We start from the raw sequence: 24,526 nt of genomic DNA, 5'->3' as shown, positions 1-24,526 counted from the left end.
CGCTGGGCGCGAACAGCCGCGCCGGCCAGCGTTGACCCACGCTGAACAGCACGCGTCGTGCCGAGTATTTGCGTGCGCGCCGCGCGTCACGAGGAATGAGCAGTGTGCGTCCGTGTCACATGACCAACATCGACGACGCCATGCACGTCGCGCCGGTGGTGATACTGCATACCATTCACCTGGTAAGGCGACGTCATCGCGGCCGAGGTGACGCTCGCGCTTCGCGGGGCAGGACGGCGGCGACGTCGAAATAGCGAGGGCAATCGAAATACCGAGCGGAGTGAGCCCTCGCCTGCGCGCCCGTCCGCGGCCCCGGAAGACTCGGACACCTCGGAACCTCGGAGGACACGCGCATCGAGGCTCGAGGGCACATGACGCGAATCCGCCGCACCTCCGCGTGGATCTGTCGCTATACTGGACGAAGACAGGAGCGCGCTGCAGCATGCCGACGCCAGACTCCTCCCAGTTCCTTGGCGATCCTCGGGTCCTCCGCGAGGGGAATCTCGTGAAGGGCACCCTGCTCGGCTCCCGCGCCGAGGCCCTGCGGCAGCGCTATGGCGAGCGGGCCGTGGCGGATCTGAGCCGTCAGCTCTCGCCGCAGGCGGCCCGCTACCTCGACGATCCGCCGATGCCTCTGGCCTGGCACGACATGGCGCCGCTCCTCGAGATCGACTGCGCGCTCCTGCACGGGCTCTTCGGCGGCAGGATGGAGAAGATGCGCTTCTTCGGCGCGGAGATCGCCCGGAAGGACCTGACGACGACCTACAAGACGATGGCGGTGGTGGGCTCGCCGTCGGTGCTCTTCAAGCGCTTCGGCCTCATGTACAAGACCTACTTCAAGTACGGCGACTTCAGCGTGACGGCCACCGGCGACGCCGCGGGGAGGGCCACGCTCTCGGGCGGCGGCCTGCCGCTCTACATGTGCAGCCATGGCATCTCGGGCTGGGTCGAGGCGGGCCTCGCGCTCCTCGGCAGCCGGCGCAGCGCGGTCGAGCATACGGCCTGCAGGCACCGCGGGGCGCCGCGCTGCACCTGGTCGATCTCGTGGTGATCCACCCCTGCTCTACCGCGGGAAGTCGGCCGGGGAAGCGAACCGCCAAGCCGCCAAGGGCGCCAAGGGGATAGGGGGGATGCCCGGACGGCCCCCTCTCCCCTTGGCGTCCCTGGGGGCTTGGCGGTTTTTCTGCTGATCTGGAGCAACTTCCCGCAATAGAGTTAGGCGGCGGCCCGCCCGTCGTCCCCGAACGCCGCCCGCGCGAGCAGCCGCTGCAGCGCCTCGGCGCTCTCCTCCCACGACGGCGGCGCCGCCTCGGCGAACGCGTCCTCGTCCCAGGCGCGCGCGAGCGCCTCGCGGAGCGCCCGGCCGAGCGCCCCGGCGTCGCGCGACGGGACGAGAAGGCCGGTGCGCCCCGGCGTCACCACATCCGGGATGCCCCCGACGCGCGTGGCCACCACTGGACGCGCAGCCGCGAGCGCCTCGAGCACCACGTTCGGCGTTCCTTCCGCCCAGCTCGGAAGGGCCAGAAGATCCGTCGCGGCGAGGTGGCGGGCAACCGCGGAGAGCGGCCTCGCTCCGACAGCGATGATCCGGCCGCGCCCGTCGCTCAGATCGGCGGGCTCGCGATCGCGCCGCGCGGCGGCCTGCTCGACCGCAGCCCGCTCCGGACCGTCGCCGACGATCACGAGATGGACAGGCTCGCTTCCGTCGCCGCCGTCCCGTCCGAGCGCCTCGAACGCGCGCAGCAGCTCGTGGATCCCTTTCTCCCGGCTGACGTGCCCGACGAAGGTGACGATGCGCCCGCGCGCCGGGAGCCCGAGCTCGCGCCGGGCGGCGCGCCGGTCGGCAGGGCGGAAGAGCGCGCGGTCGACCCCGTTGCGGACGAGGACCGCGCGCTCCTTCGGCGCGCCGAGCGCCACGAGCGCCTCGACCATCGGCCGGCTCACGCCGATGACGCATGCGGCGGACCGGAGCGCGCTGCCGACGAGCGGCCGCACCGAGCGCCAGCGCGCCACGACGTTCACGTCCGTGCCGTGGGCCTTCACCGCGTACGGGAGGCCGAGCATCCGGGCGAGCAGCGCCGCGGCGCAGGCGTCGGGGTAGAGCCACGCCCCCAGCACGACGTCGAACCGCCCCCGCAGCCGCGGGACGTAGGGCAGGAGCCCCGCCAGGTAGAGCGGCGCGTTCACGGGCGCCAGCACCCGGCCCGCCCCGGGGAGGTACGGCGCGCGCGCGTGGACCACCGGGACGCCGTCGATCTCGTCGCGCGCGGGCACCGCCACCAGCCGGCCCGGGCGTGTGCGATCGCCCAGGAGCGATACGCCCGGGTGGTACGGGATCGCCGCGAGGACCTCCACCGCGCACCGGCGCGACAGCGCCGCGAGCTGCTGCCGCTGGAACGCGCACGACAGCGGCTCGACCCGGTTCGGAAAGATGCGCGTCACCCAGAGGACGCGCGGCGGCCTCGGCCAGCCCGCCTCGTTCATGCCCACGTCCACGCCAGCCTTCATGGTGTAACATTTGTTACATTCCATGGGTCCGCCCTCAGCGGGGCAGCGATGGACTCCGGGGTACGTCCTGCCCTGTCGGCGCACGTCCACACCGCGAGCGCGCGCCTTGCACGGCCTGGCCCGCTCTCCGGAGCGTCCCCGGCGGCGCCGCGCAGCCCCTCGCGCGGCGCGCGGTGGCACACGCACGCCGAGGCCAGATTTGTAATGTTGCAAACATCTCCGAACGTGGGACGCTCCGGGCGCCGGGCGTGCTGCCGGGGAGGGGAGGGCGGCCGATTCGGGTCGCTCCGTGCCGCGGGGCCTGCCGCTCGACAGCGAGGGGGCGCGTGTTCTCGTTCGTCTTGCCGATGTGGGACTCCGACGTGACGGCGCGGGCGGCGGTGGAGCAGAGCGTGGCGTCGAACGTCGGGGACGTGGGCTCGGGAGCGCTGATGGCTGGCGTCGTGGGCTCGCTCGAGGGCTCTCTCCGGGGCGAGGTGTCTCGTTATGGACTGAGCGTCGATGGAAGCTACGAGCGGGTATTTCAGGTCTCGCTCGACTCGGCTCGACTCACGCCCTCCGACAGCGCCTCGGCGCGGCTCGGCGGGGGAGCGGGCTGGGCGCTCTCGCCGCTCGCGGATCTCTCCATGGCCGCGGCCGGCTACCTCGCGACGCGCCTCGGCGTGCGCGCCGACGACGCGCTCGCCGCGCGCGATCCGTTCGTGTCCGGCGATCGCCTGCAATACACGCTCTCCGCCGCGCCGGCCCTCTCCATCACGGCGTCGCGGCGCTCCTCGGTGCGCGTCGGCGTCGGCTACGAGCAGGCGGGCGCGCTCTCGGCCGACGACCCTGCCGCGGTCGGGATCGACGCGCACACGGGGCGCGCCGAGGTGAGCACCTCGTTCGACCTCGGCGCGCTGGACACGCTGACGCCCGAGCTCCGGTACGAGGTCACCCAGTACCATCACGCGCTGCTCGACACCGATCTCACGCGCGGCGCGGCCCGCGTCCACGCCGGCGCCGCGCTCCTCTCCGAGTCTCACGAGCTCACGCGGAACGTCTCGACGCGGGTCGCCGGCGGCGTGACCGTCGCGAGCCCGCCGCCCGTGCTGTCGTCGCGCGACGCGGTGATCGCGCCGGCGGCGCGGCTCGGGCTCACCTACGTGGAGCAGCGCTATCGGCTGACAGCGGGTTATGCCTATGCCTACACGTCGCTCGGGCCGAGGATCGGATTCGGACACGAGCACGAGGCGTCCCTCGAAGCGAGCTTTCGGCCCGCCCGGGGCGGCGCGACCCGCGACCTCCTCGTGACCGGGGTCGCCCGCTTCTCGACCGGCAGCGCCCCCGTCGCCGCCAATCCGCCGCTCCACCTCACCCCCGGCGCGGCGGCGCCCTCCAGGGAAGGGTCGCTGTCCACCACCACCGCGCTCGCGGGCGCGGAGATCTCCTATCCCCTCTGGCGCGGGCTCGCGCTGAGCGGCGGCGTCGATCTGGAGTACACGCGCGCCGCGCTCGATCCGGCGCCGAGCGCAGGCGAGGCCGGCGGCTCGCTGAGGAGCATCTTCAGCGCCGGGATCTCGGGGACGCTATCGACGGATCGACACCGGACGCTCCGCCGCGATCCCGACGGCGCATGGGACGACGAGCGCCGCGGCGCGATGATCCAGGGGATGCCCTCCGGCCGCTGGCAGGCGCCCGAGCCAGGCCGCGAGCCCGACGGCGGCGGCGACACGTCCGGCGAGGCCCCGCCCGCGCGCGCCGCGCAAGCCGGCCCGCGCGCGACGCGCGACGCGCGATAAGCCCCCTCGACACGCCAATCGCTCCCCCGCAGGGGGCGGCGCGTCCACCCGCGCGACGGCTCAGCCGCCGGAGAGCCGGCGAGACGACCGTGCACCGGGCGGCACGCAGCGGGCATGGCGCGTGGCGCGTGGCGCGTGGCGGCTCAGCCGCGGTCCGCGTGACGCTAAGGACTCGACGTAGGCAATCCGTCGACGGCGTTCTCGCGCCGCGACTCCCCACGACAGCCCGCACGTCATCGGCGCAACCTGGCCGCGAAAGCGCCAAATTCGCCGCGCCCGGCCTCGCGCGCGGCGGCTCAGTCCGCCGTCATGAAATGAGATTCGTCGGAGGCATCTGGCGATCTGCCCCGGTCTGCTCTAGTGTAGGTCCAACTACAACCGTAGGTGCCCCGTCAGAGGCGACGCGCCGTGATGTGCGACCGCCCGGGGCCGACGAGTGGAGGAACGATGCTGGAGCTGTTCCGGTCGCCGCGCCGGGCGATGGTGTGGTTTGTCGAGGCCAGCCTGCTCTCGCTCCTGGTGTGCTGCGCGCCGGGCGTGCTCGTGGGCTGGGAGCACACGCTCGATGGGGAGCGCTTCGGACGTACAGCGAGCATCTCGTTGGTGGCGCTGGCGTCGCTCTATTATCACGGCCTCTACGGGCCTGAGCCTCCCAGGGCACGGGCGCTGGTCCTGACGACGTTCCGGGCGCTCGGCCTGGCGGCGGCGGTGCTGTGGCTCGCGTTCTGGCTCGTGCCGGACGCGGAGATCAGCGACCGGGTGATCCTGACGTCGCTCGGGGCGGCGGCGCTCGTGCTCCCGGCGTGGCGCGCGGCGTGTGATCGGGTGATGAGGAGCGAGAGCTTCTCGAAGCGCGCGGTCGTGCTGGGCTCTGGCGAGCTCGCCCGCTCGTGCGCGGCCCTCATCCGGAAGGATGGACAGGTCCTCGGGCTGCGCCTCGCCGGCCGGCTCGTCCGAGACGAGGAGCCGATCGACGAGCCCGAGATCGCGGGGAGGTACCGTGACCTCCGCCGCCTCGTCGAGCAGCGCGGCGTCGCGGTGGTGATCGTGGCGACGTCCGATCGCCGCGCCGCCTTCCCCCTGGAAGAGTTGCTCGATCTGAAGCTCCGCGGCGTCGAGATCGAGGAGGGCATGGATTTCTACGAGCGGGTGACCGGCAAGATCTGCGTGCGCGAGCTGAAGCCGAGCCAGATCATCTTCTCTCACGGGTTCAGCGTGCGGCGGCGGACGCTGATCGCGAAGCGGATCTTCGACGTCGCGTGCGCGACCGCCGGGCTCGTCCTCGCGCTTCCGCTGATGGCGCTCACGGCCGCCCTCGTGAAGCTCGACTCCAGGGGGCCGGCGCTCTATTCGCAGATCCGGACAGGCGCTCTCGGGAAGCCGTTCAGGATCCACAAGTTCCGCTCGATGAGGACCGACGCCGAGAAGGACGGGGCGGCGTGGGCGACGGAGAACGATCCGCGCGTGACCCGCGTCGGGCGGTTCATCCGGAAGACGCGGCTCGACGAGCTGCCGCAGCTCTGGAATGTGCTCGTCGGCGAGATGAGCATGGTGGGGCCGCGGCCCGAGCGCCCCGAGTTCATCGACGCTCTGGAGAAACAAATCCCCTTCTTCCGGCAGCGGCTCTTCGTGAAGCCGGGAGTGACGGGGCACGCACAGGTGCGCTGCCGTTACGGCGCGTCCGCCGAGGACGCGCTGGAGAAGCTCCAGTATGATCTCTATTATATGAAGAGCTTCTCGCTCTGGTTCGATATATCCATCCTCATCGACACCGTGAAGGTCGTGCTCTGGCGCATCGGCGCACGGTGAATCGTCCGGCCGCCGCTCCGTGCAATGGCTGCGCTCTTTAACGCCGGGCTCGGTGGCGCGCCCTCTGCAGAGCACGCGCGAGAGATCGGCGGGCGTCGGTCTCCGGGGGGTTCGGCGATGAAGACGTGGATGAGGGCGAGCGTCGTGAGCTCGGTGCTCCTGGTTCAGGGCTGCGTGGAGCTCGACCCTGCGCCGGGAGAGAGCGTCGCCGCCGCGGCGAGCAGCCTGAACGTCTCGACCTTCCGCTTCATGGAAGGCGGAGAGCTGCCGTATGTGCTCGGCTTCTCGCCCGAGACCGGCCAGATCCTCGGCGGCGCGCACCAGCTCCTCATCCCTCGAACCGACGGCCGCGAGGCGCTCGACAGCGCCAACCAGCCCTCGCTCCTGCACCCCGAGCTCCGGGGCTCCCTGCTCCAGCTCAACTCGACGCTCCGGGAAGGCGAGGCGCAGTCGACCGCGTTCGCCTCGAACTGGTGGCCGCAGCGGCAGAACGGCATCGCCGATCGCTGGAACTCGACCAACAAGAACTACTCCGACCGGATCTCCGACCCGGACAACATCTCTCCCGTCGAGAAATACGATGTCCTGTTCCACTCGGGGCAGATGGAGACGCTCGGGGCCATCGCCTCGTGGAGCATGGACGACCTGAGGAGGCCTCCCTACCTGCGCAATCCTCCCTATATCCAGCCGACGGTGGTCGTGGCCGGCCCGGCCACGCGCTGGGAGCTACAGCATCACGGGCTCTACCAGGGTGTCTACCCGGAGTACTGGTGGGGGCACTGCAACGGGTGGTCGGCCTACGTCGCCGCCGAGGGGGCCGGGCCGCGCCGCGACGTCCGGGTGAAGCTCTCCGGCGCGAAGGTGACCGAGTGCGCCGCGGCGGAGACCGGCTGCGTCCTGTTCCGCATGGCGGACATCGAGGCGCTGATGAGCGAGCTCTACTTCAGCGACTCGGTGACCTTCGCGGGGCGCCGCTGCGAGACGCGGGCGGATCGGACGATGCGCGACGTCTACGGCAGGCCCATCGACCCCGCCTGCCGCGACCTGAACCCGGCCACGATGCACGTGGCCATGACCGGGCTGCTCGGGGTCGGAGCCAAGCCGCTCCACGGCGACTCGACCCAGCGACAGAAGCTCATGTTCGTCGTCGACCACACCTGGGACGTCGAGGTGTGGAGCTTCCCCGTCAAGCAGTTCTCGATCGATGTCATCGAGGAGGTGGACGTCCGGCAGGCCGCGCGGCTCCTGTGCGGCGGCGCGTATGCGGGCGCCGACTGCTACAATTACAGGTTCAACCCGGGCGCGACGCGCTTCGTCCGCGTCGCCGCGCGCTTCTGGATGATCTCCGATTCGGTCACCGGCGAGACGCTGCTCACGCCGCCCGAGCAGCGCACCGTCCCGCTCTCCGTGTCGGAGCTGCACTACGTGCTCGAGCTCGACGAGAACCTCACCATCCTGGGCGGCGAGTGGATCAAGAACCCCTCGATCGTGAACGGGATCAACGGCAAGGAGCTCCACCCGGATTATCTCTGGATCCCGGTGCGGGCCCAGGGCGCGGGCGAGGACGCCGACGATCTCGGGGGCGCCGAGGACAACCCCTACATCTCGTACGCGAAGGTCAAGGCGCTGCTCACGCTCTCGCAGCGCGACGACTGAGGCGCAACGCCGCGCGCGCCACGCCCGAAGCGCCCGGCCTGTCAGAAGTGCGACGGCGGACGGCGGCGCGGCGGAGATTCAAGAAGCGTTGGCGGGGTGGACGGGACTCGAACCCGCGGCCTCCGGCGTGACAGGCCGGCGTTATAACCAACTTAACTACCACCCCAGACGTCAGGGATACGACCGCTCGGCGAGCGCCGAGCCGGCTCGGCTTTGCTTCCCATGAGCAAGCTCGCCACGAGCCAGACCTCCTCGCCTGGCCTGCACCGAGCGATGCAGGCCAACCGAGGGAGGCTCAGGCGAGCATCGACTCAGATGACAGGGAAGAAAGCTGGCGGGGTGGACGGGACTCGAACCCGCGGCCTCCGGCGTGACAGGCCGGCGTTATAACCAACTTAACTACCACCCCAGACTGACATCACTACGGATCACCCAGGCCCCTAAACCCAGGAAGTGGGCGGGACAGGGGTCGAACCTGCGACCATCGGCTTGTAAGGCCGACGCTCTGCCGCTGAGCTACCCGCCCCGTCGGAGAGGTGCGCGACTGTACTCGCCGAACGGAGTCCGTCAAGATTTATTTCTCGCGGCCTCCGTCCCTGGCTGATCGAGCCCGCGCCTGCCCCTGGATCTCCGGGCTTTCGCCGCGCGCCGCCGCACGGGTCCGCATCGGTCCCGCCGCCACCCTCGCGATCCGCGTCCGCGTTCGTTCGCGTCCGCGTCGCTCGTTTGCCGCGGTTGCAAGCGCCATCACGAACGCACCAGGCGAGCGTGCGAACAGAGCTGTTGGACCGTGTGGCAACCTGACTCATCGACACACTTACAGCGCAAAATTCCCATGTGTCCGCGCTACGCTGTGCGTCAGCGGCGCCAGCCGCGCGTAAGCGGAGTGGAGGAGCAAGCAACGTATGGCGGAGAAGATCGGCATCCTCGTCGGCTGGGAACAGTCGTTCCCCCAGGCCTTCCTCGAGAGGTGCAACAAGGTGCCGGGCGTCCGGGCGGAGATCGCGAAGCTCGGCGGGACGCCCGAGCGGTTCGAGAGCCCGTACCGGGTGCTCATCGACCGGATCAGCCAGGAGGTGAAGCACTACCGCTTCTACCTGAAGGCCGCCGCGCTCGGCGGGGCGTTCGTGATCAACGACCCGTTCTGGTGGAGCGCGGACGACAAGTTCTTCGGCTACTCGCTGGCGTCGCAGATCGGCGTCGCGACGCCGCGCACCGTCATGCTGCCCCAGCGCGACTACATCCCGGCGATCGTCAAGGAGCGCAGCCTCCGCAACCTCGAGTATCCGCTCAACTGGGAGGCGATCATCGACTACGTGCGCTTCCCGGCCATCCTCAAGCCCGCGGACGGCGGGGGGTGGAAGGACGTGTCGGTGGTGCGGAGCCAGGAGGAGCTGCTCGCCGCCTACAACGCCTCGGGGCAGAACGTCATGACCCTGCAGGAGTTCATCGACTTCGACGACTACGTCCGCTGCATCTGCGTCGGGAAGGATCGCATCCTCCCGATCCAGTACGACCCCAGGGCGATCGGCCCCACGGGGCTCCGCGGCTGCTACGTGCAGCACGAGGACGAGCGGTGGCTCCCGAAGGCGCTGCACGACCGCGTCATCGAGGACGCGATCAAGATCAACCAGGCGCTCGGCTACGACATGAACTCGATCGAGTTCGCGATCCGCGACGGCGTGCCGTACGCGATCGATTTCACGAACCCGGCGCCGGACATGCACATCGAGCACCTGCGGGAGCGGTACTTCAACATCGCCGTCGACTGGATGGTCTCGCTCGCCGTGGAGTGCTCGAGAGGCGACCGGCGGACGCGGGACGGCTACGCGTGGTCGAGGCTCGTCCGGCCCTCCGTGGGCAAGGTCCGGCTCGGGGCCTCGTCATGACCGCCGTCGAGGGGCTCCTCGACGGCCAGTTCACGCTGGGCATCGAGGAGGAGTTCCAGATCGTCGACGCGGAGACGCGCGAGCTGCGGTCGTACGTGAGCCAGCTGCTCGAGGGGGGGCCGGGCCACGAGCGGCTGCGCGGCCGGGCCCGCCCCGAGATGCACCAGTCGGTCGTGGAGACGGGCACCGGCGTCTGCCGGGACATCCGGCAGGCGAGGGGAGAGCTCGTCGAGCTGCGCGGCAGCCTGAACGCGCTCGCGCGACGAGGGGGGATGCGGATCGTCGCGGCCGGGACGCACCCGTTCAGCGACTGGAAGAAGCAGGACATCACCGACGGCGAGCGCTACCGGTGCATCGTGGAGGACCTGCAGGACGTCGCCCGCGCCAACCTAATCTTCGGGCTGCACGTCCACGTCGGCGTCAAGGACCGCGAGGTGGCGATGGCCCTCGCGAACCAGGTCCGCTACTTCCTGCCGCACATCCTCGCGCTCTCCACGAGCTCGCCGTTCTGGCTCGGCCGCCCCTCGGGGCTGAAGAGCACGCGCAGCGAGATCTTCAAGCGCTTCCCGCGCACCGGGATCCCGGGGCTCTTCGAGTCGTACGGCCACTTCCAGCGCTTCGTCGATCTGCTCGTGAAGACGGGCTGCATCGACAACGCGAAGAAGATCTGGTGGGACGTCCGCCCGCACCCGTTCTTCGACACGGTCGAGGTGAGGATCTGCGACATGACCACGCGCCTCGACGACACCGTGGCGCTGGCCGCGCTCGTCCAGGCGGTCATGGGCAAGCTCTACCTCCTCTACCGGCGCAACCTCGGGTTCCGCGAGTACCGGCAGGAGCTCATCGAGGAGAACAAGTGGCGCGCCGTGCGCTACGGCCTCGACGGGCAGCTCATCGACTTCGGGAAGCAGGAGCAGGTCCCCGTCCGCCACCTCGTCGGCGAGCTCCTCGAGTTCGTGCAGGAGTCGGCGGAGATCTTCGGGTCGCAGGGCGAGCTCGAGCGGGTCCGGAGGATCCTCCACGAAGGGACGAGCGCGGATCGCCAGCTCGCGGTCTACGCCCGGACGAAGAGCTTCCACGCCGTGGTCGACGACCTGATCGCGCAGTCGAGCCTCGGCCTGTGAGGCCCCGAGCTGCCCGGCGGCGGAGGCCGCCGCGGGGATGCCGCGCGCCGGGAGGAGCCCTCCTCCCGGCCGCGGGCGGCTCCGGCGGAGGCGCTCGGCGGGGCGGGGGCGGCGGGATGCATCGAGCGGCGGCCGCCGGCCGAGGCGCGCCTCGGTGCGAGAATTTCTGCTCGCGCGCCGGCTCTGCTACCGTGCGGCCGTGGGAAACGCTCCGCATCGCTGCGTCGCAGCTCTCTCGGTGGGCTGGCTGCTCGCGCTGTCCGTCACCGCGGGCGCCGCGGGTTGCGCGTCGACCGAGTACGTCAACGAAGGTCCTGGGCAGCCGACGCCGCGGGCCTCCGGCTCGCTGCCTCCCGGATCGGTGGGCGTCTGCAAGCAGCCGCTCACGAAGCGGCCGCCCATCGTGAGCGAGGAGCTCTGGGCGCACGCGAAGCCGTGCACGTCGCGCACGCCGCCCTCGACCATCCGGCTCGGCTACGCGAAGGACGGCTCCGCGGGGGCCGATCCGGAGACGGAGCAGCTGGTCGAGAAGGTGCTGGCGGCGCTCGCCGAGGGGACGAAGCCCGACGGCGGGAACAACCAGGTCACGGGCGCGATCCGCGCGGTCCGATCCTACGCGGCGAGGAAGGACGAGCTGCGCGCCCGGATCGCGCGGGACTCGGCCTCGGATCAGGCGTGCGACGTGACCTACCTGCTCAACACGATGTCCGCCGCGCGGGGCAAGCTGTCCGGAGGCGACGCCTGCACCGCGGAGGTGTTCGACCCGGAGACGCGCGCCGACGCGTGCCTCTTCGACACGAAGCGGCCCGAGGGGCTCTGGCTGTCGAGCGGCTGGTCCTGCATGACGTTCACCGGGGCGCTCGGGAACGAGGCGTCCTGCCATCAGCTCTGCGGTTACGACGACTACTGCGCGCGGCAGGTGTACTGCGCCGCAGGCGACGTCAACCTGCTGCTCTGCGCGCTCGGCGTCTGCCTGCCGGAGCCGTCCGCCGGCATCAAGTGACGGCCGCGCGGAGCTAGTCCGCGCTAGTCTGCCAGGAGCGCGCTCAGCCGCTCGAGGACGCCGCGGAGCAGCTCGCGCGCGCCGCGAAGGAGCGCGCGCACGTCGCGAAGGGCGTCGTGGACCTCGCCGGGCACGGGCAGGAGGCCCGCGCGGGCGGCGAGCGCCGCCCCCGAGACGAGCAGCAGGACCACGACCAGGGCCAGGAAGATGCGGCGGGGCCACCGCCGCCGCCGGCGGGGCGCCGGCGTCATCAGGGCCGGAGGCGCGGACTTGACCGGCAGCTTGCGGCTGGAGGGCGGCGGGAAGGAGGACTTGGGCGGCGGCTCGTCGAGAGAGACGGGGAGGATGCCGGCGAACGTGGCCGGCAGCGGCGTGTTCCCGGCGGGCGGCCGCTTGCTGCTGCGCGGCTCGCCTCGCCGCCCGGACGTGGAGCGGAGCTCCCCCCGCGACGACAAGCGGCTGTCCGCGAGCTGGATCGCCGTCGCGAGCTTCTTCCGGCGCTCTGCCACGGCGTCCCCGAGCGTCTCGCGGACGAAGCGGCCGACGTCGCCGTCCGTGACCGCGGCGCCGAGAGAGATCGCGATCTGGTCGAGCGTTCGCTGGAACGACGCGCAGTCGTTCCAGCGGTCCGCCGGATCCTTGGCCAGCGCGCGCTCGATCGCCAGCTCGAGATCGAAGGGGACGTCCGGCACGAGCTCGCGGATGGGGACGGGGGCGAAGCGAATGATGTTCTCCATCGTCTTCGCGTCCGTCTTGCCGCGGAACGGGTGGTAGCCGCTGAGGGTCGTGTAGAGCAGGACCCCGAGCGAGAAGATGTCGGCGCGCCGGTCGACCTTGCCCGACGTGAGCTGCTCCGGCGAGAGGTACGGGATCTTGCCCTTGAGCTGGCCGGCGACGTGCGTCTCGTGCAGGCGGCCCGTGGCCTTGGCGACGCCGAAGTCGACGATCTTCACGATGCCGTCGAACGACACCATCACGTTCTGCGGGGAGATGTCGCGGTGCACGAGGTCGACGAGCCTGCCCTCGTCGTCGCGCAGCTCGTGCGCGGCGTGCAGGCCGGCGCAGATGCTCGAGGCGATGCGCAGGAGGATCGGCAGGGGGACGCCGACGCCCCCGGTCGATTTCACCTGCTTGTTCAGCGTGGCGATCGTGTCGCCGTCGACCCACTCCATCACGATGTAGAGCACGCCGTTCTCGTCGCCGAGCTCGACGATCTCGACCGCGTGGGGGTGCCGGATGCGGGACGCGAGGCGCGCCTCGTCGAGGAACATCGCCTCGAAGGCCGGGTCGTCGCCGAACTCCGGCAGCATCGTCTTGATGGCGACGATCTTCTGGAAGCCGCGGGATCCCACGAGGCGCGCCGCCCAGACGGCCGCCATCCCTCCACGGGCGACCGGCATGAGGAGCTCGTAGCGGCCCAGCGTGTCTCCAGGCTTGAGGTCCGACAGGATCTGCACGCGGTGGTCCTACTAGATGGGGAGGCGGAGTTTGGAGGGGTAGGGCTCGAGTGCCACCGTTACGTTCGTGGAGGCCCGTAGCCTCGACGTCTGCCGGAGCGACGCAGCGCCATCGCGCCTGCACGTCACGAAGGAGGTCCCGCAAAGCCAGGGTGCCACGAAGCGGATACGGACCTCAAGCTCGGGGGCGAAGGCGCCTCGGAGGGACGCATCGCAGCAGAGGGTAGGCGAGCGCGGCCCGAAGAGAGGACGCGGCGAGCGCCGCCAGGGCGCTCGATGTGGCGCGCGCGGAGATCGGAACGGATGGGAACCGATGCGAACCGATGCGAACCGAGCGCGGCGAAAGGGAATGATTCGTTGCGTGTAAAGACGCGTGTAAAAGTGCGCGTAAAGGTGCGAAAAGTGCGCCAACTCGCGTTGAAGACGCGGGCGCTGGAGTCGTGATACACGGTGAGCGACCTGCTCGACGAGGCCTCATGGAAGCCAATTTGCGCCCGATCCCGCCGCCGCACGACGAAGACAACGAAGACGTGCACTGGGCGCTGTCGACCGCGACCGCGCTGTGGGGGCGCGGCGAGCGCGACGAGGCCCTGAGGTGGCTGCGCCGCGCCGCGGAGCAGGCCTCGGATGCCAACGCCGACCTGCGCGCCCTCGAGCTCTTCAAGGCCGCCGCGGAGGTGGCGCAGAAGATCGCGGCGCCCGAGGCGGATACGGCCACGGCCTCGCAGCCCACGACCGCGAGCGCGCCGCCGACTGCGGCCGCGAGCACGCCTCCCAAGGCGTCCGGCGCGCCTCCGCCTCCCGCGACGGCGAGCGCGGCGCCGCCCAGGCCGAGCTCGCCGGGGGCGCTGGCGCGACCGTCGCATCCGCCGGGCGTGGAGGCAGGACGAGCCGAGCGCGGCGGCGCGGGCACGAGCGCGCCGCCCGCCGCGATGCGGGCGCCTTCGGTCCGCGCGCCTGCCGGCGATGTGCCGGCAGGGCCGATCACGTCCGCGGCGGCGACGTTCCGCGACAGCGCCGTGCCCAGGCCCCCGGCGGGGCTGGGCAGGCCGGCGTCGGTGGTGCCGGGGCGCGCCCCCGCGCCGGTGAGCGCAGCGGCCCTGCGCGAGGTGACCCCGACCCAGCTGTCGCCCGCGGCGCGCACGCCGAGCCACGCGCCAGGGCTCCCGGCGCGCCCTGCCGCGGCGACGAAGACCGGCGCCCCGCCGGGTGCGGCCGCCTCGACGGCCGGATCGCCTGGCCGCGCCGTCCCGGCGAACGCGCGTGCGATCACCGGCTTCGCGGCGTCGCCCCACGGGAGGGTGTCGTCGACCACCGCGGTGACCGAGGAGGTCCCGGCGGTCAAGCTCCCGGCCGCGGGTGCGCTCGCTGGCCAGGAGCCGGGGCAGGGCGCGTCGGACGCCGCGCGCGAGAGCGCCAGCGGGGAGCAGCTGCCGGCCGACGCGGATCCTCCGGCGGATCAGCGCGCGACGGTGCCGACGCCGACGGCCATGGCCGCGGCGTTGGCGCGGCGGCCGGCGGTCCCGCTCGGCGCGGGCTCTTCGCAGGAGGCGACAGAGCGGCGCCCGGGCCTCTGGCCGAGCACGGACGAGGAGGGCACCGCGCGCCGCGCCCTGACCCCGCAGGAGCAGCGGGTGCTGATGGAGCTCCGGATCGAGGATCTGGACGAGGAGACGCCGATGCTCGTCCTGGAGCAGCTGGCGGGCGACGGCAAGCCGCCCGCCGCCGCACCGGAGGAGGGCCACGCGTCCGACGACCGCGGCGACTGGACCGAGGCCGAGCCGGATGAAGCCGACGCCGGCATCGCCTCTGCGGATCGGCACGGAGATCCGACCTTGGCGAGGGAGCCCTCGGGCGCGATGCAGGGCCAGGGCGCGGAGGAGGCGGCGTCCTGGTCGCAAGGAGCCCCCTCGGACGATCGTGGGGCCTCGTCGGAGCACTCGTCGTGGAACGATCCGCCGTACGAAGGGGAATGGCAGGCGCCGCCGCCGCGGCTGCCCGCGTCGCAGATCGAGCCGCTGCCGGCGCTGCGGATCGCGGTGATCGGCATCTCGAGCGCCGGGGAGCTCCGGCTCGTCCCGATGGACGGAAGGAACGCTCCGCCCCGGGGCGCAGCGCTCGGGATCCTCGTCCCGCTGAGCCCCGGGGACGGCGAGACGATCGCGCGGCTGCTCCAGCTGCGCAGCTGAGCTGCCGCGGCGCCGCGGGGACACGTTCGGCAAGAAGTGGGGCATCCCGTGCATCGACGGTAGCCTCGCGGGATGCATGACGAACGGACAGCCCCGGAGCGGATCCGCGTGACAGGACTGCAGGAGGCCCAGCTGCCGGCGCTCGTGGCGCTGGAGCAGGCATGTACGGAGATGCACCGCGAGGCTGGCCCCGGGGCGGCGGAGATCGAGGCGCGGACGCTCGCCGATCTCGCCGCGCTGACGCGGCGGCACGACGTGCGCGTGGCGGAGGCGGACGACGAGGTGGCCGGCTACCTGGCGTGGCGCGACGAGGCGCCTGGGATCGCAGTCCTGGAGGAGCTCTCGGTGCACCCGGACCACCAGCGATGCGGCATCGGGACGCGGCTGCTCGCGGAGCTCCAGGATCGAGCGCGCGAGCTCGGCATGGAGCAGGTCGTGGTGCGCTCGAGGGAGAAGGCCAGCTGGGCCCAGGCTTTCTACGCGAAGAAGGGCTTCGAGCCGCTCGGCGAGGGCGCGCCGGCGAAGGTCCGCGCGTGGTGGAGCGAGCAGGAGGCCTCCGGGAGCCCGCTGACCCGAGCCGGCGAGGTCGTCCTGTGGGCGGCGATTCCGCCGCAACGCCCTGAAGCGCTGGACGTGGGCGACGTGGGCGACGAGCGCTGAGCCCGGCGGGCCGTTCGCTCGGGGCCGTCGCGGGACGGGCGCGGTGGCCCGTCGATGGGGCGCGGTTCAGGGCGTGCGACCGCTCGGCCGGGGTGCGCCTGGCTGCGCTGGGGGCCAGCCATGAGGCCCGGAAACCCGGCCAGGCTCTCGAGTTGACATAATGTTTCTTATGCGATCCAAGGTCGGTGCGACGGGCAGGGGAGATCGGCTCGATTTCACGAGTAAATTCATGCATCTGAGGGCCGATCGGGCCGCAACCCGGGTCGGTCGGCCTCGCCGTCGCCGCAACCCGGGTCGGTCGGCCTCGCCGTCGCCGCAACCCGGGTCGGTCGGCCTCGCCGTCGCCGCAACCTGGGTCGGTCGGCCTCGCCGTCGCCGCAACCTGGGTCGGTCGGCCTCGCCCGCCGCAACCTGGGTCGGTCGGCTGGCTCTGCCCGCCACGAGACCTGGCCGGAGGCACCACGCCGGAGCCCCGCAACGCGCCTCAAGGCGTCGTCCGCAACGCCCTGCGCGCCCTTCGGCCCGCCAGCATCGAGCCGCCGCGCCTCGGCCTGTGCGTGTGTTCAGCCCTTCGGAATCGGGGGCGTCTCGACGTCGAGGCTCAGCAGCGAGCCGCCGTTCGTCAGGACGAACGCACGCCGGCCGTACGCCGCGGGCGTCATCGCGATGCCGCCGCCGGTCTCGATGCCGTCGATCACGGCCCCGTCCAGCGGAGAGAACAGGAAGATCCCGTAGCGCGTGGTCGTCACCAGCAGCGCCCCCGAGAACGGCACGGGGGCCGAGATGCCGCCGTCAGGCAGGTCCCGGCGCCAGATCGTGCGGCCATCCTCCGGATCGAGCGCCCACAGGCCGGTCATGCCGGAGGACGCAAGCAGCACCTTCCGCGCGGGCACGATCGGGCCGCCTCCGCTCCGAGGCTGATGCGCAGGCTGCTCCCACAGGAGAAGCTCGGTCACGCCGACCGCCGCCTCGTTCATCCAGGCCCGGGTCCCGTTCTCGGCGTCGAGCGCGAAGACCCCGCCCGCATACCCCGCCACGAAGACCACATCGCCCGAGGCGATCTTCCCGAGGACCGGCGTGGTGTCCGTGTCGAGGTACTTCGGCGTCTGGCCGCCCGCGCTCTGCTCGGCCTCGGCAGCCAGGTCGACGAGCGCCCACTGCTCGGACCCGTCCTTGAGGTCGTAGGCCATCACGACCCCGTCCGAGAACGCGGTGTAGACCTTGTCCCAGCCGAGCGCCGGCCCCGCGTGCCCGGAGATCTCCATCCCGCCCGCCGGCGTCCTGTGCTGGTGCCAGCGCATCGCCCCCGTCGCCGCGTCGAGCGCGATCAGCGTGTCGTTCGAGTTCGTCACGTAGAGCACGCCGTCGCGCAACACCGGCCGCCGCGCGACCCTCGCGTTGGTCATGAAGCGGTAGAGCAGCGCGCCGTCGGACGCGCGCACCTTGTAGAGCGCGCCGTCGTCCGAGCCGAAATAGACCGCGTCCGACGCGGCGTCGTAGAGCGGCTCGCACTGCACCGGGCCGAGCGTCTCGAAGCGCCAGAGGACGTCGCTCGTGTCCGCGCGCAGCGCGTACAGCCCGTGGTCGCTCGATCCGACGAAGACGCGCCGGTGCGCCACGTCGATCTCGGGGCGGCCGCGCTCGTAGGCCTCGCCGACCTTGCGCGTCTCGGCGGTGAGCTCGCGGCGCATGGTGATGCCGAGGGCGCCGCCCGGGTGGTGCAGCCAGAGCGGCGCATCGGGCGCCGCAGCGACGCCCAGGTTGCCGCAGCCGCTCAGCGGCGCGAGCCCCAGCCAGACGAGCGCGACGCCCGCTGCGCGGCTAGTGCGGCGCATCGCCCGCCTTCTTCTCCGCGTTCTCACGCGCCCGGCGGAGCAGCTGCTCGATCTCCTCCGGCGTCATCGACTGGCCCTTCGGACCGCCGAACGCGGCGCGAGGCGGCACGGCGGCCGGATCGATCTTGCGCAGCATCTCCTCGACGACCGCCTCGAGGAACTGGAACGGGCGGCCCTCCGTCGACGGCGCCTGGAGCTTCTCGTGCGCGCTCTTGAGCAGCTGCTTCGCCTTGTCGGTGTCGCCCTTGGCCAGCTGGAGCCGCGCCTGGTGGTACAGCGCGAGCTCCTTGTAGCCCTTCATGTCGATCGCCTCGAGCTCCTTGAACGACGCGAGCGCGCCGTCGAGATCCCCCTTGCCCTCTCGGGCGAAGGCGATGCCCTCGATGGCGCGCCCCTTCACGTCGGGATCGGCCCCGGCCAGCGGCGACGAGACCACGACGCTGTACGCGTCCAGCGCGTGCGCGTAGTCCTTCTTGTCGAGCAGCACCCCGGCCTGCCCGAGCTTCGCCAGCGTCGCCGCCCCGGTGCCGGCGTGCTCGTCGATGACCTTGTTGTACTCGGCGAGCGCGGTGGCCGACCGCTCGTCCGCGGTCTTGAAGGTCCTCGTGACGTCGAGCTCCTTCTCCTCCTCGCTGCGCGTGTCCTCGGCGAGCACCCTGCCCCGGTCCGCGGCGACGGCCGCGACGAGCGCCGACGAAGAGACGGCGTCCTTCTTCTCGGCCCGCGACAGGTAGAACAGCACGCCGCCGGTCGCGACGAACGCCGCCAGCACGCCCCACTGGACGATGTGGAAGTTCGTCTTGATCCACCGGCCAGCGCCGCTGCTCATCCGGCTGAGCGCGTCCTCGACCATCTCGCCCGGCAGCAGCTGGACCGGGCGGCGCCCCTCGGCCTGCTCCCTGCGGCGAGCGAGCAGCTCCTTCGCGCGGGCGTTCTTGTCCCTGGGCAGCTCCTCGCCGGTCGCCTTCTTCTTGCGACGGCGCGCCGTGGCCTCGTCGCGACGGCGGGCCGCGCGGTTCGGCACCGCCTCGGCCGCCTCTTCGCCCGCCGCCTCCGGCGCGGGAGCCTCGTCCCCCTCCCCGACGCCGAGCGCATCGGCCACGCGCTGCGCGGCCTCGCCGTCGCCGTCGCCGTCGTCGCCGCCGGCGTCCTTCACCGGAGCGCCGCGCGGCGGCCTCGCCGGGGCCGCCTCCGCGGCCCCGTCCTCGTCGCCATCGCTCCGCGTGACGACATCGCCGTCGCTCCGCGCGGATTTCTCTTCGGCCTGCTCTCGGTCCTTGTCCGACACGCGGCGGACTCTAGTCTCGCGGCCTGCGGCGTCAATCTGGCCGGTGAGCGGCGGGCGCTTCGTCGTCCGAGCGCGGCGGCGCCCCGGCCTCCTCGGGCGACCAGGGCGCAGGGGGCGGGGGCGGGATCTCGTCGCTGAGCGGGACGACCGCGCACGCGGACACCTCGACGTTCTGGGTCGCGTACACCACGAAATCGCCGTAATTGCCGGCCTTCGCGCCCGCCGCGGGCGGCAGCGTCGCGAACGCCTCGGTCGGCTCGCTCCCCGGCGGGATCGCGAGCGTGACCGCGCGCTCCGGATCGAGCTCCGGCGCGCTGGCCGGGACGAGCGACGCGCCGTCCCGCTTCGGCGGGCGCCAGCTACGCGTGGGCCTGCCGAACCGCACCTCGCCCGGGCGGCCGTCGTCGGTCCGCGCGCGGCAGAGGACGCGCACGCCCTTGCCGTTGCCGGCCTTCGGGATCACGACGCCGAGGCCCACCCCGCTCTTCGCGAAGCGGCGCAGGCGGCCGAGATCGCGCTCGCGCGGCCCGCCGAGCAGGTCGAGGATGTCGGCCCGCAGCGCGAGCCCGAGCCCCCCCGGCAGCGGATCGGGCGTGCCGAGCATGCGCAGGAGCGGCGCCCGGAGCTCGGGGCCGGCGCCGAGCTTCACGAGGGCCTCCGCGATCGCGACCCGCGCGGTCTGGTACGGCTCCTGGCTCAGCCGCTCCGCGAGCGCCGGCCGCGCGGCGTCCTCGCCGATCGCCGCGAGCGCGGCCGCGGCGTACGGGCGGAGCCGCACGTCGCCGAGCGCCGCGATGAGCGGCGGCAGCGCCGCCTTCACCCGGATCTTGGCGAGCGCGTCCACGATCTCGCGCGCCCGCTCGAACGAGGTCACCTCGCCCGCGTCGGCGCCGCCGTCCTGCTCGGCGCCGCGGACCACCTGCCGCAGCCACGCCACGAGCACGTCGTCGCCGCGGCGATCGCCCGACTCCGCCAGCGCGAGCGCCGCGAGGCGCCGCCACTTGCGATCGGGATCGACGACGAGATCGCGCGTGAGCGGCGCGCCCTCGCCGAGCCGCGTGAGGGTCAGCGCCGCCCAGCGCCGCACCTCGTCGTCCTCGTCGCGCACGAGCGCGAGGCGCAGCGAGGGCGCCGCCTCGGAGCGGCGCAGATCGAACAGCACCTCGCCCGCCTTGCGCCGGATGGCCACGTCCGCGTCGTCGAGCAGCGCCGCGACCTCGACGACCGCGTCGGCGTCGCCCGCGATGCCGCGGCGGAGCGCGTCGGGCCAGCCCTTGCCCTCCTGCCGGAGGCCGCGGACCTCGTAACGCCCGTGCGACGCCTCGACCGCGCGCAGCTCCGACCGCATCGCGCCGAGCTCCGCAGGGCGCAGCGCGGAGATGTCCTCCTGCTGGCGCGGATCGACCGCCACGTCGTAGAGCGCGCACGCGCCGATCTTGCGCGCGCAGACGAGCCGCAGCGTGCCCTTGGCGAGCAGCGTCTGCGCGTCCGTCTCGGCAAACGCGAAGCCCGGGAGCGAGGGCGGCCCGCCCGGCGGGGCCGCCGTGCCCTGCTCCGCCGCCTCGTCGCCGGAGGCGAGCAGCGGCCCGAGGTCCGCGCCGCGCACGCGCGCCGGCCTCGGGATGCCGAGCCCCGCGAGCACCGTCGGCAGGAGATCGACGAGCTGCACCGGCGCCCGGACCACGCGCGGCGAGAGCAGGCCGGGCGCGCTCACGACGAGCGGCACGCGCGCCTGCTCCTCGTACACGGTCGTGCCGTGGTAGCGACCGCCGTGCTCGCCGAACTCCTCGCCGTGATCGGCCGTGACGATCACGACGGCGTCAGGGCGCCCCTTGCGGACCTCGTCCACGATCGCCCCCACCCCCGCGTCCGCCACGGCGATCTCCGCGTCGTAGCGGTCGATGTCGCGGTCGCCGAGCGGGTGCTCCGGGTGCGCCTCGTACGGCTCGTGCGGCTCGAAGAGGTGCACCCACATGAACGCGCGCTGCTCCGGCCCGAGCCCGGCGAGGTAGCTCCGCACCTGCTCCAGCCGGAGCTCTGCGCTCGCGAACTCGACCTTCCGGTACTCGAAGTCGAGCGCCCGGTCGCGCAGCGCGCCGAAGCGCTCGCCGTCGATGAAGAACACCGCCGGCGGGTAGAAGCCCGCCGTCTTGTAGCCGTAGCGGCGGAGGTGCTGCGCGAAGGTCTCGGAGTCGTCCCCGAGCCCTTGCAGCACGAGCGGGCGGATGTACTTGCCCGTCATGAGCGACGACACCGCGTACGACGTGTGCGGCGTCGGCGTGTACGCCGCGTCGAAGCGCACGCCCTCGGCCGCGAGGCGATCGAGGTTCGGGGTGATCTTCCTGTCGTAGCCGTACGCCCCCACGTGGTCGGCGCGCAGGGCGTCGACGCTGATCAGCACGACGTCGCGCCCCCGCAGATCGATGGCGTGCCCGCTCGCGCGCTCGTCGAGCGGCGCGGCGTCGAGCGGCTCGGGCGGCGACAGCACGGCGGCGAGCTCGACCACGTGGCCGAGCAGCGGGCTGTGCGTCGCGTAGATCAGCCGGATGTTGTCCGCCAGCGCGAGCCTGTCCGCGGCGCCGGGCGCGAGCGCCGCGCCGAACGCGAAGAGGACGAGCGCGAGCGCCGCGCGCACCAGCCTGGGCGAGCGCCGCCCGTGCGCGTCCTCCAGGCGCGCCGCGCGCGCGGGCAGCGCCGGCGTCGCGAAGGTCGCCGCCGCGAGGGTGAGCGCCGCGAGCCCCAGGTGGAAGGCGGCGTAGAGGCGCGGCAGGACGCGCACGTTCGCGACCTCGAGCAGGACGATCGCGCAGATCGCCGCGAGGAGGAGCCACCTGCCGGCGGCCGCGGCGCGCGCTCGCTTCAGGGCGCGCGCGGCGCGCGGCGCCGCAGCGAACGTCGCCGCGGCGGCGACGAGCGCGAGCGCCGCGATGAAGGGCGCGCGCCGGCCGCCCTCGAGCATGCGCCCCGTCGAGACCCCGAAGGCCACCGCGCCGCCGAACGCGCCCGCGATCAGCGCGGCCGCGGCGCGGAACGCCTTGCGCTCGGCGCGCATGACGATCTCGAGCACCGCGCCGAGGACGGCGGCGCACGGCGCCGCGGCCGAGAGCGCGAGCGGCAGGAGGTCGCGCAGGGCGCGGCCGAGCTCGTAGGGCCCGAGCAGCTCTCGCCACCGCCACACGCCGACGACCAGGAGCTCGGCGAGCGCGAGCGCCGCGATCGCGAGGTAGGCGTCCGCCATGCGCCACCCGATCTCCGTCTCCAGCTTCCTCGGAGGCGCGTCGGAGTTCCCGCTCGGGAACGTGGCGCGGCTCGGCGCGGGCGCCGGCGTGGACGGGCGCGCCGGCCCGGCCTGCGGGCGCGGCGCCGCCGGGGCCCGGTGGCCGGCCGACCCAGGCACGACGCCGGCGATCCCCTCCCCGGCAGCCGTCGTGTCAGGCCGGCTCCCCGGGAGGGGCCGCCCGGAGGGCGCGGGCCCCCCGGGAGGCCGGCTGGCGCCCCCATGGCCCCGCGGGCGCATCGGAGCGGCCCCGTTGCGCTCGGTCATGCGTAGGAGACTTCGAGGATCTCGTACGTGCGCGGCCCGGCGGGCATGTTCACGCGGACCTCCTCGCCGACCTCATGGCCGAGCAGCGCGCGCGCGAGCGGCGAGGCGATGGAGATGCGCCCGACCTTGAGATCGGCCTCCTCGGGCCCGACGATCTGGAAGCTCTGCTCCTCGTCCGTGTCCACGTTCGCGAGCTTGACCTTGGCGCCGAACTGGACCTTGCTGCCGCTCAGCTTCGACGGATCGATCACCTCGGCGCGCGAGAGCGTCTGCTCGAGGTAGCTGATGCGGGCGACGATCATGCCCTGCCGCTCCTTGGCGGCGTGGTACTCGGCGTTCTCGGAGAGATCGCCGTGCTCCCGGGCCGTCCCGATGTCCTTGACGACCTGCGGCAGGTCGATCTCTTTCAGCCGTCGCATCTCTTCGCGGAGCCGCGCTTGTCCCTCGGGCGTCATCGGTACTTTCTCGGACATGGTGGGACGCTTCTAGCATGGCTCCCGGCCGGGAGACGACGGCCCTGGGCGCGCCAGTCGCCCGAGGCGCCAGGCGCCCGGACCGCGGCGCGTGCCCCCGCCGCCTCCGCCTAGCCGCGCCAGCGAACGATCTTCCGCGGCGGCCGCCGCGCATGGGCGTCCGCTGACTTGGTCGCGCTCCGGACGAGGGCCGCCGCCGTCCTGGAGAGCTCCTCGGGATGCGGCCCGCCGTGCGGGACGGCCGCGGCGTCCACCGTCGCCGAGGCCGCGCCGGTCGCCTCGGCGACCCGCACCTCGACCGGGACGTCCGCGTCCGGGAGCCGCACGACGCCCCGGTACACGAACTCCCCTTGCGCATCTCCGGCGTCGGCCTGCTCCAGCACGTAGCGCGCGCCGGAGGACGGCCGTCCGACGGCCTGCGTCACAGCTGCGGCCCCGCGGGGGCGCGGCCCGACGCCGCCTTCTTGGCAGGCGTGCCGCGCGGCCCGCCCATCTCGTCGAGGAACCGGCGCGCGGTCACGGCGAACGGGCCGCCCCAGTCCCGGATGACCGACTCGAACACGGCGCGCGCCTCGTCGGGCTTCTTCATCTTGAGGAGCGTCTCGCCCTTGAGGACGAGCGCCTCCGGGTCGAGCCCGGAGCCCGGGAAGGTCCGCAGCGCGTAGTCGATCCGGGCGAGGGCCGCGTCGAACGCGTCTTCCTTGAGGTAGTAGCGCGCGACGTAGAGCTCGTGGCGCACGAGCCGCCCCGTCACGACCTCGAGCATGTAGGCCGCGTCCTCGCGGTACCGGCTGCGCGGGTACTGCCGGAGGAACGTCCGGATCTCCTTGTAGGCCTCGAGCGTGGTCGCCTGATCGCGCTCCTCGGCCGGCGGCAGGAACACCGTGTCGTCGATGTCCAGGTAGAGCGCCTTCGCCATCCGGTACTTCGCGTACTCGACGTTCCGATCCGTCCGGTGCTCCTGGATGAACGCGCGGTACTCCGAGATCGCCTCCGGGTACTTTCCCTGCTCGAAATCGAGGTCCGCGATCCTGAGATCGGCGAGCCGGGCGTAGCGGCTGTAAGGGAAGAGCCGCTTCACCTCGCCGAAGAGGGCGCGGGCGTCCTCCCAGTCCTTGGCCTGGAAGGCGGCCAGCGCCTCGTTGTACGCGGCGCGCGCGTCCTCGGTGTACGTGAGGGTCGCGGTGCGGCCGTCGTTGAGCTCGAAATCGCAGCCCACGAGCCCTCCGAGGGCAGCGAGGCACCCGGCGAGGGCGAGGACAGCGGCGGAGGGTCTCATCGAGCAGGCCTCGTACCCAATCCGGCGCCGGCGC

Annotated in this window: 17 protein-coding genes and 3 tRNA genes; 9 read left to right on the top strand and 11 right to left on the bottom strand. The window is 72.7% G+C overall.

From position 1 onward, the window contains the following. Positions 1-442: 442 nt before the first annotated feature. Positions 443-1,051, top strand: a complete 609-nt coding sequence (locus ACSRUE_RS30020) for a hypothetical protein (RefSeq protein ID WP_441286566.1) — start codon at positions 443-445, stop codon at positions 1,049-1,051. A 164-nt stretch (positions 1,052-1,215) separates the two neighbouring features. Here the strand turns inward: ACSRUE_RS30020 and ACSRUE_RS30015 are convergent, their stop codons facing one another. After that, positions 1,216-2,508, bottom strand: a complete 1,293-nt coding sequence (locus ACSRUE_RS30015; RefSeq protein WP_441286565.1) for a glycosyltransferase family 4 protein — start codon at positions 2,506-2,508, stop codon at positions 1,216-1,218. Between the two features lie 326 nt (positions 2,509-2,834). Here ACSRUE_RS30015 and ACSRUE_RS30010 point away from each other — a divergent pair, with 326 nt between their 5' ends. From ACSRUE_RS30010 to ACSRUE_RS30000, 3 genes are all read left to right on the top strand, one after another. Then, the gene (locus tag ACSRUE_RS30010) at positions 2,835-4,286 is read left to right on the top strand and encodes a hypothetical protein (protein ID WP_441286564.1); all 1,452 of its coding nucleotides are present in this window, start codon (positions 2,835-2,837) and stop codon (positions 4,284-4,286) included. A gap of 447 nt (positions 4,287-4,733) precedes the next feature. Further along, the gene (locus ACSRUE_RS30005; protein ID WP_441286563.1) at positions 4,734-6,095 is read left to right on the top strand and encodes a sugar transferase; all 1,362 of its coding nucleotides are present in this window, start codon (positions 4,734-4,736) and stop codon (positions 6,093-6,095) included. A gap of 117 nt (positions 6,096-6,212) precedes the next feature. After that, complete coding sequence (locus ACSRUE_RS30000; protein WP_437767662.1) at positions 6,213-7,751, top strand: hypothetical protein; 1,539 nt, start codon at positions 6,213-6,215, stop codon at positions 7,749-7,751. An 89-nt stretch (positions 7,752-7,840) separates the two neighbouring features. On the opposite strand, the gene ACSRUE_RS29995 is transcribed toward ACSRUE_RS30000, so the two are convergent. The 3 genes from ACSRUE_RS29995 to ACSRUE_RS29985 form a co-directional block, all read right to left on the bottom strand. After that, positions 7,841-7,917: transfer RNA gene (locus tag ACSRUE_RS29995), tRNA-Asp, on the bottom strand. A 166-nt stretch (positions 7,918-8,083) separates the two neighbouring features. Then, a tRNA-Asp gene (locus ACSRUE_RS29990) sits at positions 8,084-8,160 on the bottom strand. A gap of 45 nt (positions 8,161-8,205) precedes the next feature. Beyond that, positions 8,206-8,277 (bottom strand) — tRNA-Val (locus ACSRUE_RS29985). A 379-nt stretch (positions 8,278-8,656) separates the two neighbouring features. On the opposite strand from ACSRUE_RS29985, the gene ACSRUE_RS29980 reads away from it, so the two are divergent. From ACSRUE_RS29980 to ACSRUE_RS29970, 3 genes are all read left to right on the top strand, one after another. Next, positions 8,657-9,640 (top strand): ATP-grasp domain-containing protein, encoded by a 984-nt coding sequence (locus ACSRUE_RS29980; protein WP_437767661.1) that lies wholly within the window; start codon positions 8,657-8,659, stop codon positions 9,638-9,640. Then, positions 9,637-10,764, top strand: a complete 1,128-nt coding sequence (locus tag ACSRUE_RS29975; protein WP_441286562.1) for a carboxylate-amine ligase — start codon at positions 9,637-9,639, stop codon at positions 10,762-10,764. The genes ACSRUE_RS29980 and ACSRUE_RS29975 overlap by 4 nt, the downstream gene beginning before the upstream one ends. Positions 10,765-10,918: 154 nt before the next feature. Beyond that, complete coding sequence (locus ACSRUE_RS29970; RefSeq protein ID WP_441286561.1) at positions 10,919-11,767, top strand: hypothetical protein; 849 nt, start codon at positions 10,919-10,921, stop codon at positions 11,765-11,767. Positions 11,768-11,790: 23 nt separating this feature from the next. Here the strand turns inward: ACSRUE_RS29970 and ACSRUE_RS29965 are convergent, their stop codons facing one another. Continuing rightward, positions 11,791-13,224, bottom strand: a complete 1,434-nt coding sequence (locus ACSRUE_RS29965) for a serine/threonine protein kinase (protein WP_441286560.1) — start codon at positions 13,222-13,224, stop codon at positions 11,791-11,793. Between the two features lie 476 nt (positions 13,225-13,700). On the opposite strand from ACSRUE_RS29965, the gene ACSRUE_RS29960 reads away from it, so the two are divergent. Next, the gene (locus ACSRUE_RS29960; protein ID WP_441286559.1) at positions 13,701-15,413 is read left to right on the top strand and encodes a hypothetical protein; all 1,713 of its coding nucleotides are present in this window, start codon (positions 13,701-13,703) and stop codon (positions 15,411-15,413) included. 72 nt (positions 15,414-15,485) lie between these two features. After that, complete coding sequence (locus ACSRUE_RS29955) at positions 15,486-16,073, top strand: GNAT family N-acetyltransferase (RefSeq protein WP_441286558.1); 588 nt, start codon at positions 15,486-15,488, stop codon at positions 16,071-16,073. Between the two features lie 563 nt (positions 16,074-16,636). Here ACSRUE_RS29955 and ACSRUE_RS29950 read toward each other — a convergent pair. The 6 genes from ACSRUE_RS29950 to ACSRUE_RS29925 form a co-directional block, all read right to left on the bottom strand. Continuing rightward, positions 16,637-17,908, bottom strand: a complete 1,272-nt coding sequence (locus ACSRUE_RS29950; protein WP_441286557.1) for an outer membrane protein assembly factor BamB family protein — start codon at positions 17,906-17,908, stop codon at positions 16,637-16,639. Beyond that, positions 17,895-19,196 carry a hypothetical protein gene (locus ACSRUE_RS29945; RefSeq protein WP_441286556.1) on the bottom strand — a complete coding sequence of 434 codons (1,302 nt, stop codon included), beginning with the start codon at positions 19,194-19,196 and terminating at the stop codon, positions 17,895-17,897. Before ACSRUE_RS29945 ends, ACSRUE_RS29950 begins: the two co-directional genes overlap by 14 nt. Before the next feature lie 31 nt (positions 19,197-19,227). Then, complete coding sequence (locus ACSRUE_RS29940; RefSeq protein WP_441286555.1) at positions 19,228-22,593, bottom strand: sulfatase-like hydrolase/transferase; 3,366 nt, start codon at positions 22,591-22,593, stop codon at positions 19,228-19,230. Positions 22,594-22,736: 143 nt separating this feature from the next. Further along, the gene (gene greA, locus ACSRUE_RS29935) at positions 22,737-23,213 is read right to left on the bottom strand and encodes a transcription elongation factor GreA (RefSeq protein ID WP_012236225.1); all 477 of its coding nucleotides are present in this window, start codon (positions 23,211-23,213) and stop codon (positions 22,737-22,739) included. A 110-nt stretch (positions 23,214-23,323) separates the two neighbouring features. Beyond that, the gene (locus ACSRUE_RS29930; RefSeq protein ID WP_437767653.1) at positions 23,324-23,638 is read right to left on the bottom strand and encodes a hypothetical protein; all 315 of its coding nucleotides are present in this window, start codon (positions 23,636-23,638) and stop codon (positions 23,324-23,326) included. Next, positions 23,635-24,492 carry an outer membrane protein assembly factor BamD gene (locus ACSRUE_RS29925; RefSeq protein ID WP_441286554.1) on the bottom strand — a complete coding sequence of 286 codons (858 nt, stop codon included), beginning with the start codon at positions 24,490-24,492 and terminating at the stop codon, positions 23,635-23,637. The genes ACSRUE_RS29930 and ACSRUE_RS29925 overlap by 4 nt, the downstream gene beginning before the upstream one ends. Between the last annotated feature and the right edge of the window lie 34 nt (positions 24,493-24,526).

The sequence above is a fragment of the Sorangium sp. KYC3313 genome, from assembly GCF_052075895.1.
Lineage (GTDB): Bacteria > Myxococcota_A > Polyangia > Polyangiales > Polyangiaceae > Sorangium > Sorangium cellulosum_B.
The sequence above is the reverse complement of the archived record's forward strand: the minus strand, read 5'-3'. Positions and strand labels throughout refer to the sequence as shown.

What these genes read in the sequence shown, in the direction of transcription:
- ACSRUE_RS30020 (WP_441286566.1), top strand. Translation starts at nt 443, where the DNA reads ATGCCGACGCCAGACTCCTCCCAGTTCCTTGGCGATCCTCGGGTCCTC.
- ACSRUE_RS30015 (WP_441286565.1), bottom strand. Translation starts at nt 2,508, where the DNA reads ATGAAGGCTGGCGTGGACGTGGGCATGAACGAGGCGGGCTGGCCGAGG.
- ACSRUE_RS30005 (WP_441286563.1), top strand. Translation starts at nt 4,734, where the DNA reads ATGCTGGAGCTGTTCCGGTCGCCGCGCCGGGCGATGGTGTGGTTTGTC.
- ACSRUE_RS30000 (WP_437767662.1), top strand. Translation starts at nt 6,213, where the DNA reads ATGAAGACGTGGATGAGGGCGAGCGTCGTGAGCTCGGTGCTCCTGGTT.
- ACSRUE_RS29980 (WP_437767661.1), top strand. Translation starts at nt 8,657, where the DNA reads ATGGCGGAGAAGATCGGCATCCTCGTCGGCTGGGAACAGTCGTTCCCC.
- ACSRUE_RS29975 (WP_441286562.1), top strand. Translation starts at nt 9,637, where the DNA reads ATGACCGCCGTCGAGGGGCTCCTCGACGGCCAGTTCACGCTGGGCATC.
- ACSRUE_RS29960 (WP_441286559.1), top strand. Translation starts at nt 13,701, where the DNA reads ATGGAAGCCAATTTGCGCCCGATCCCGCCGCCGCACGACGAAGACAAC.
- ACSRUE_RS29955 (WP_441286558.1), top strand. Translation starts at nt 15,486, where the DNA reads ATGCATGACGAACGGACAGCCCCGGAGCGGATCCGCGTGACAGGACTG.
- ACSRUE_RS29950 (WP_441286557.1), bottom strand. Translation starts at nt 17,908, where the DNA reads ATGCGCCGCACTAGCCGCGCAGCGGGCGTCGCGCTCGTCTGGCTGGGG.
- greA (WP_012236225.1), bottom strand. Translation starts at nt 23,213, where the DNA reads ATGTCCGAGAAAGTACCGATGACGCCCGAGGGACAAGCGCGGCTCCGC.
- ACSRUE_RS29925 (WP_441286554.1), bottom strand. Translation starts at nt 24,492, where the DNA reads ATGAGACCCTCCGCCGCTGTCCTCGCCCTCGCCGGGTGCCTCGCTGCC.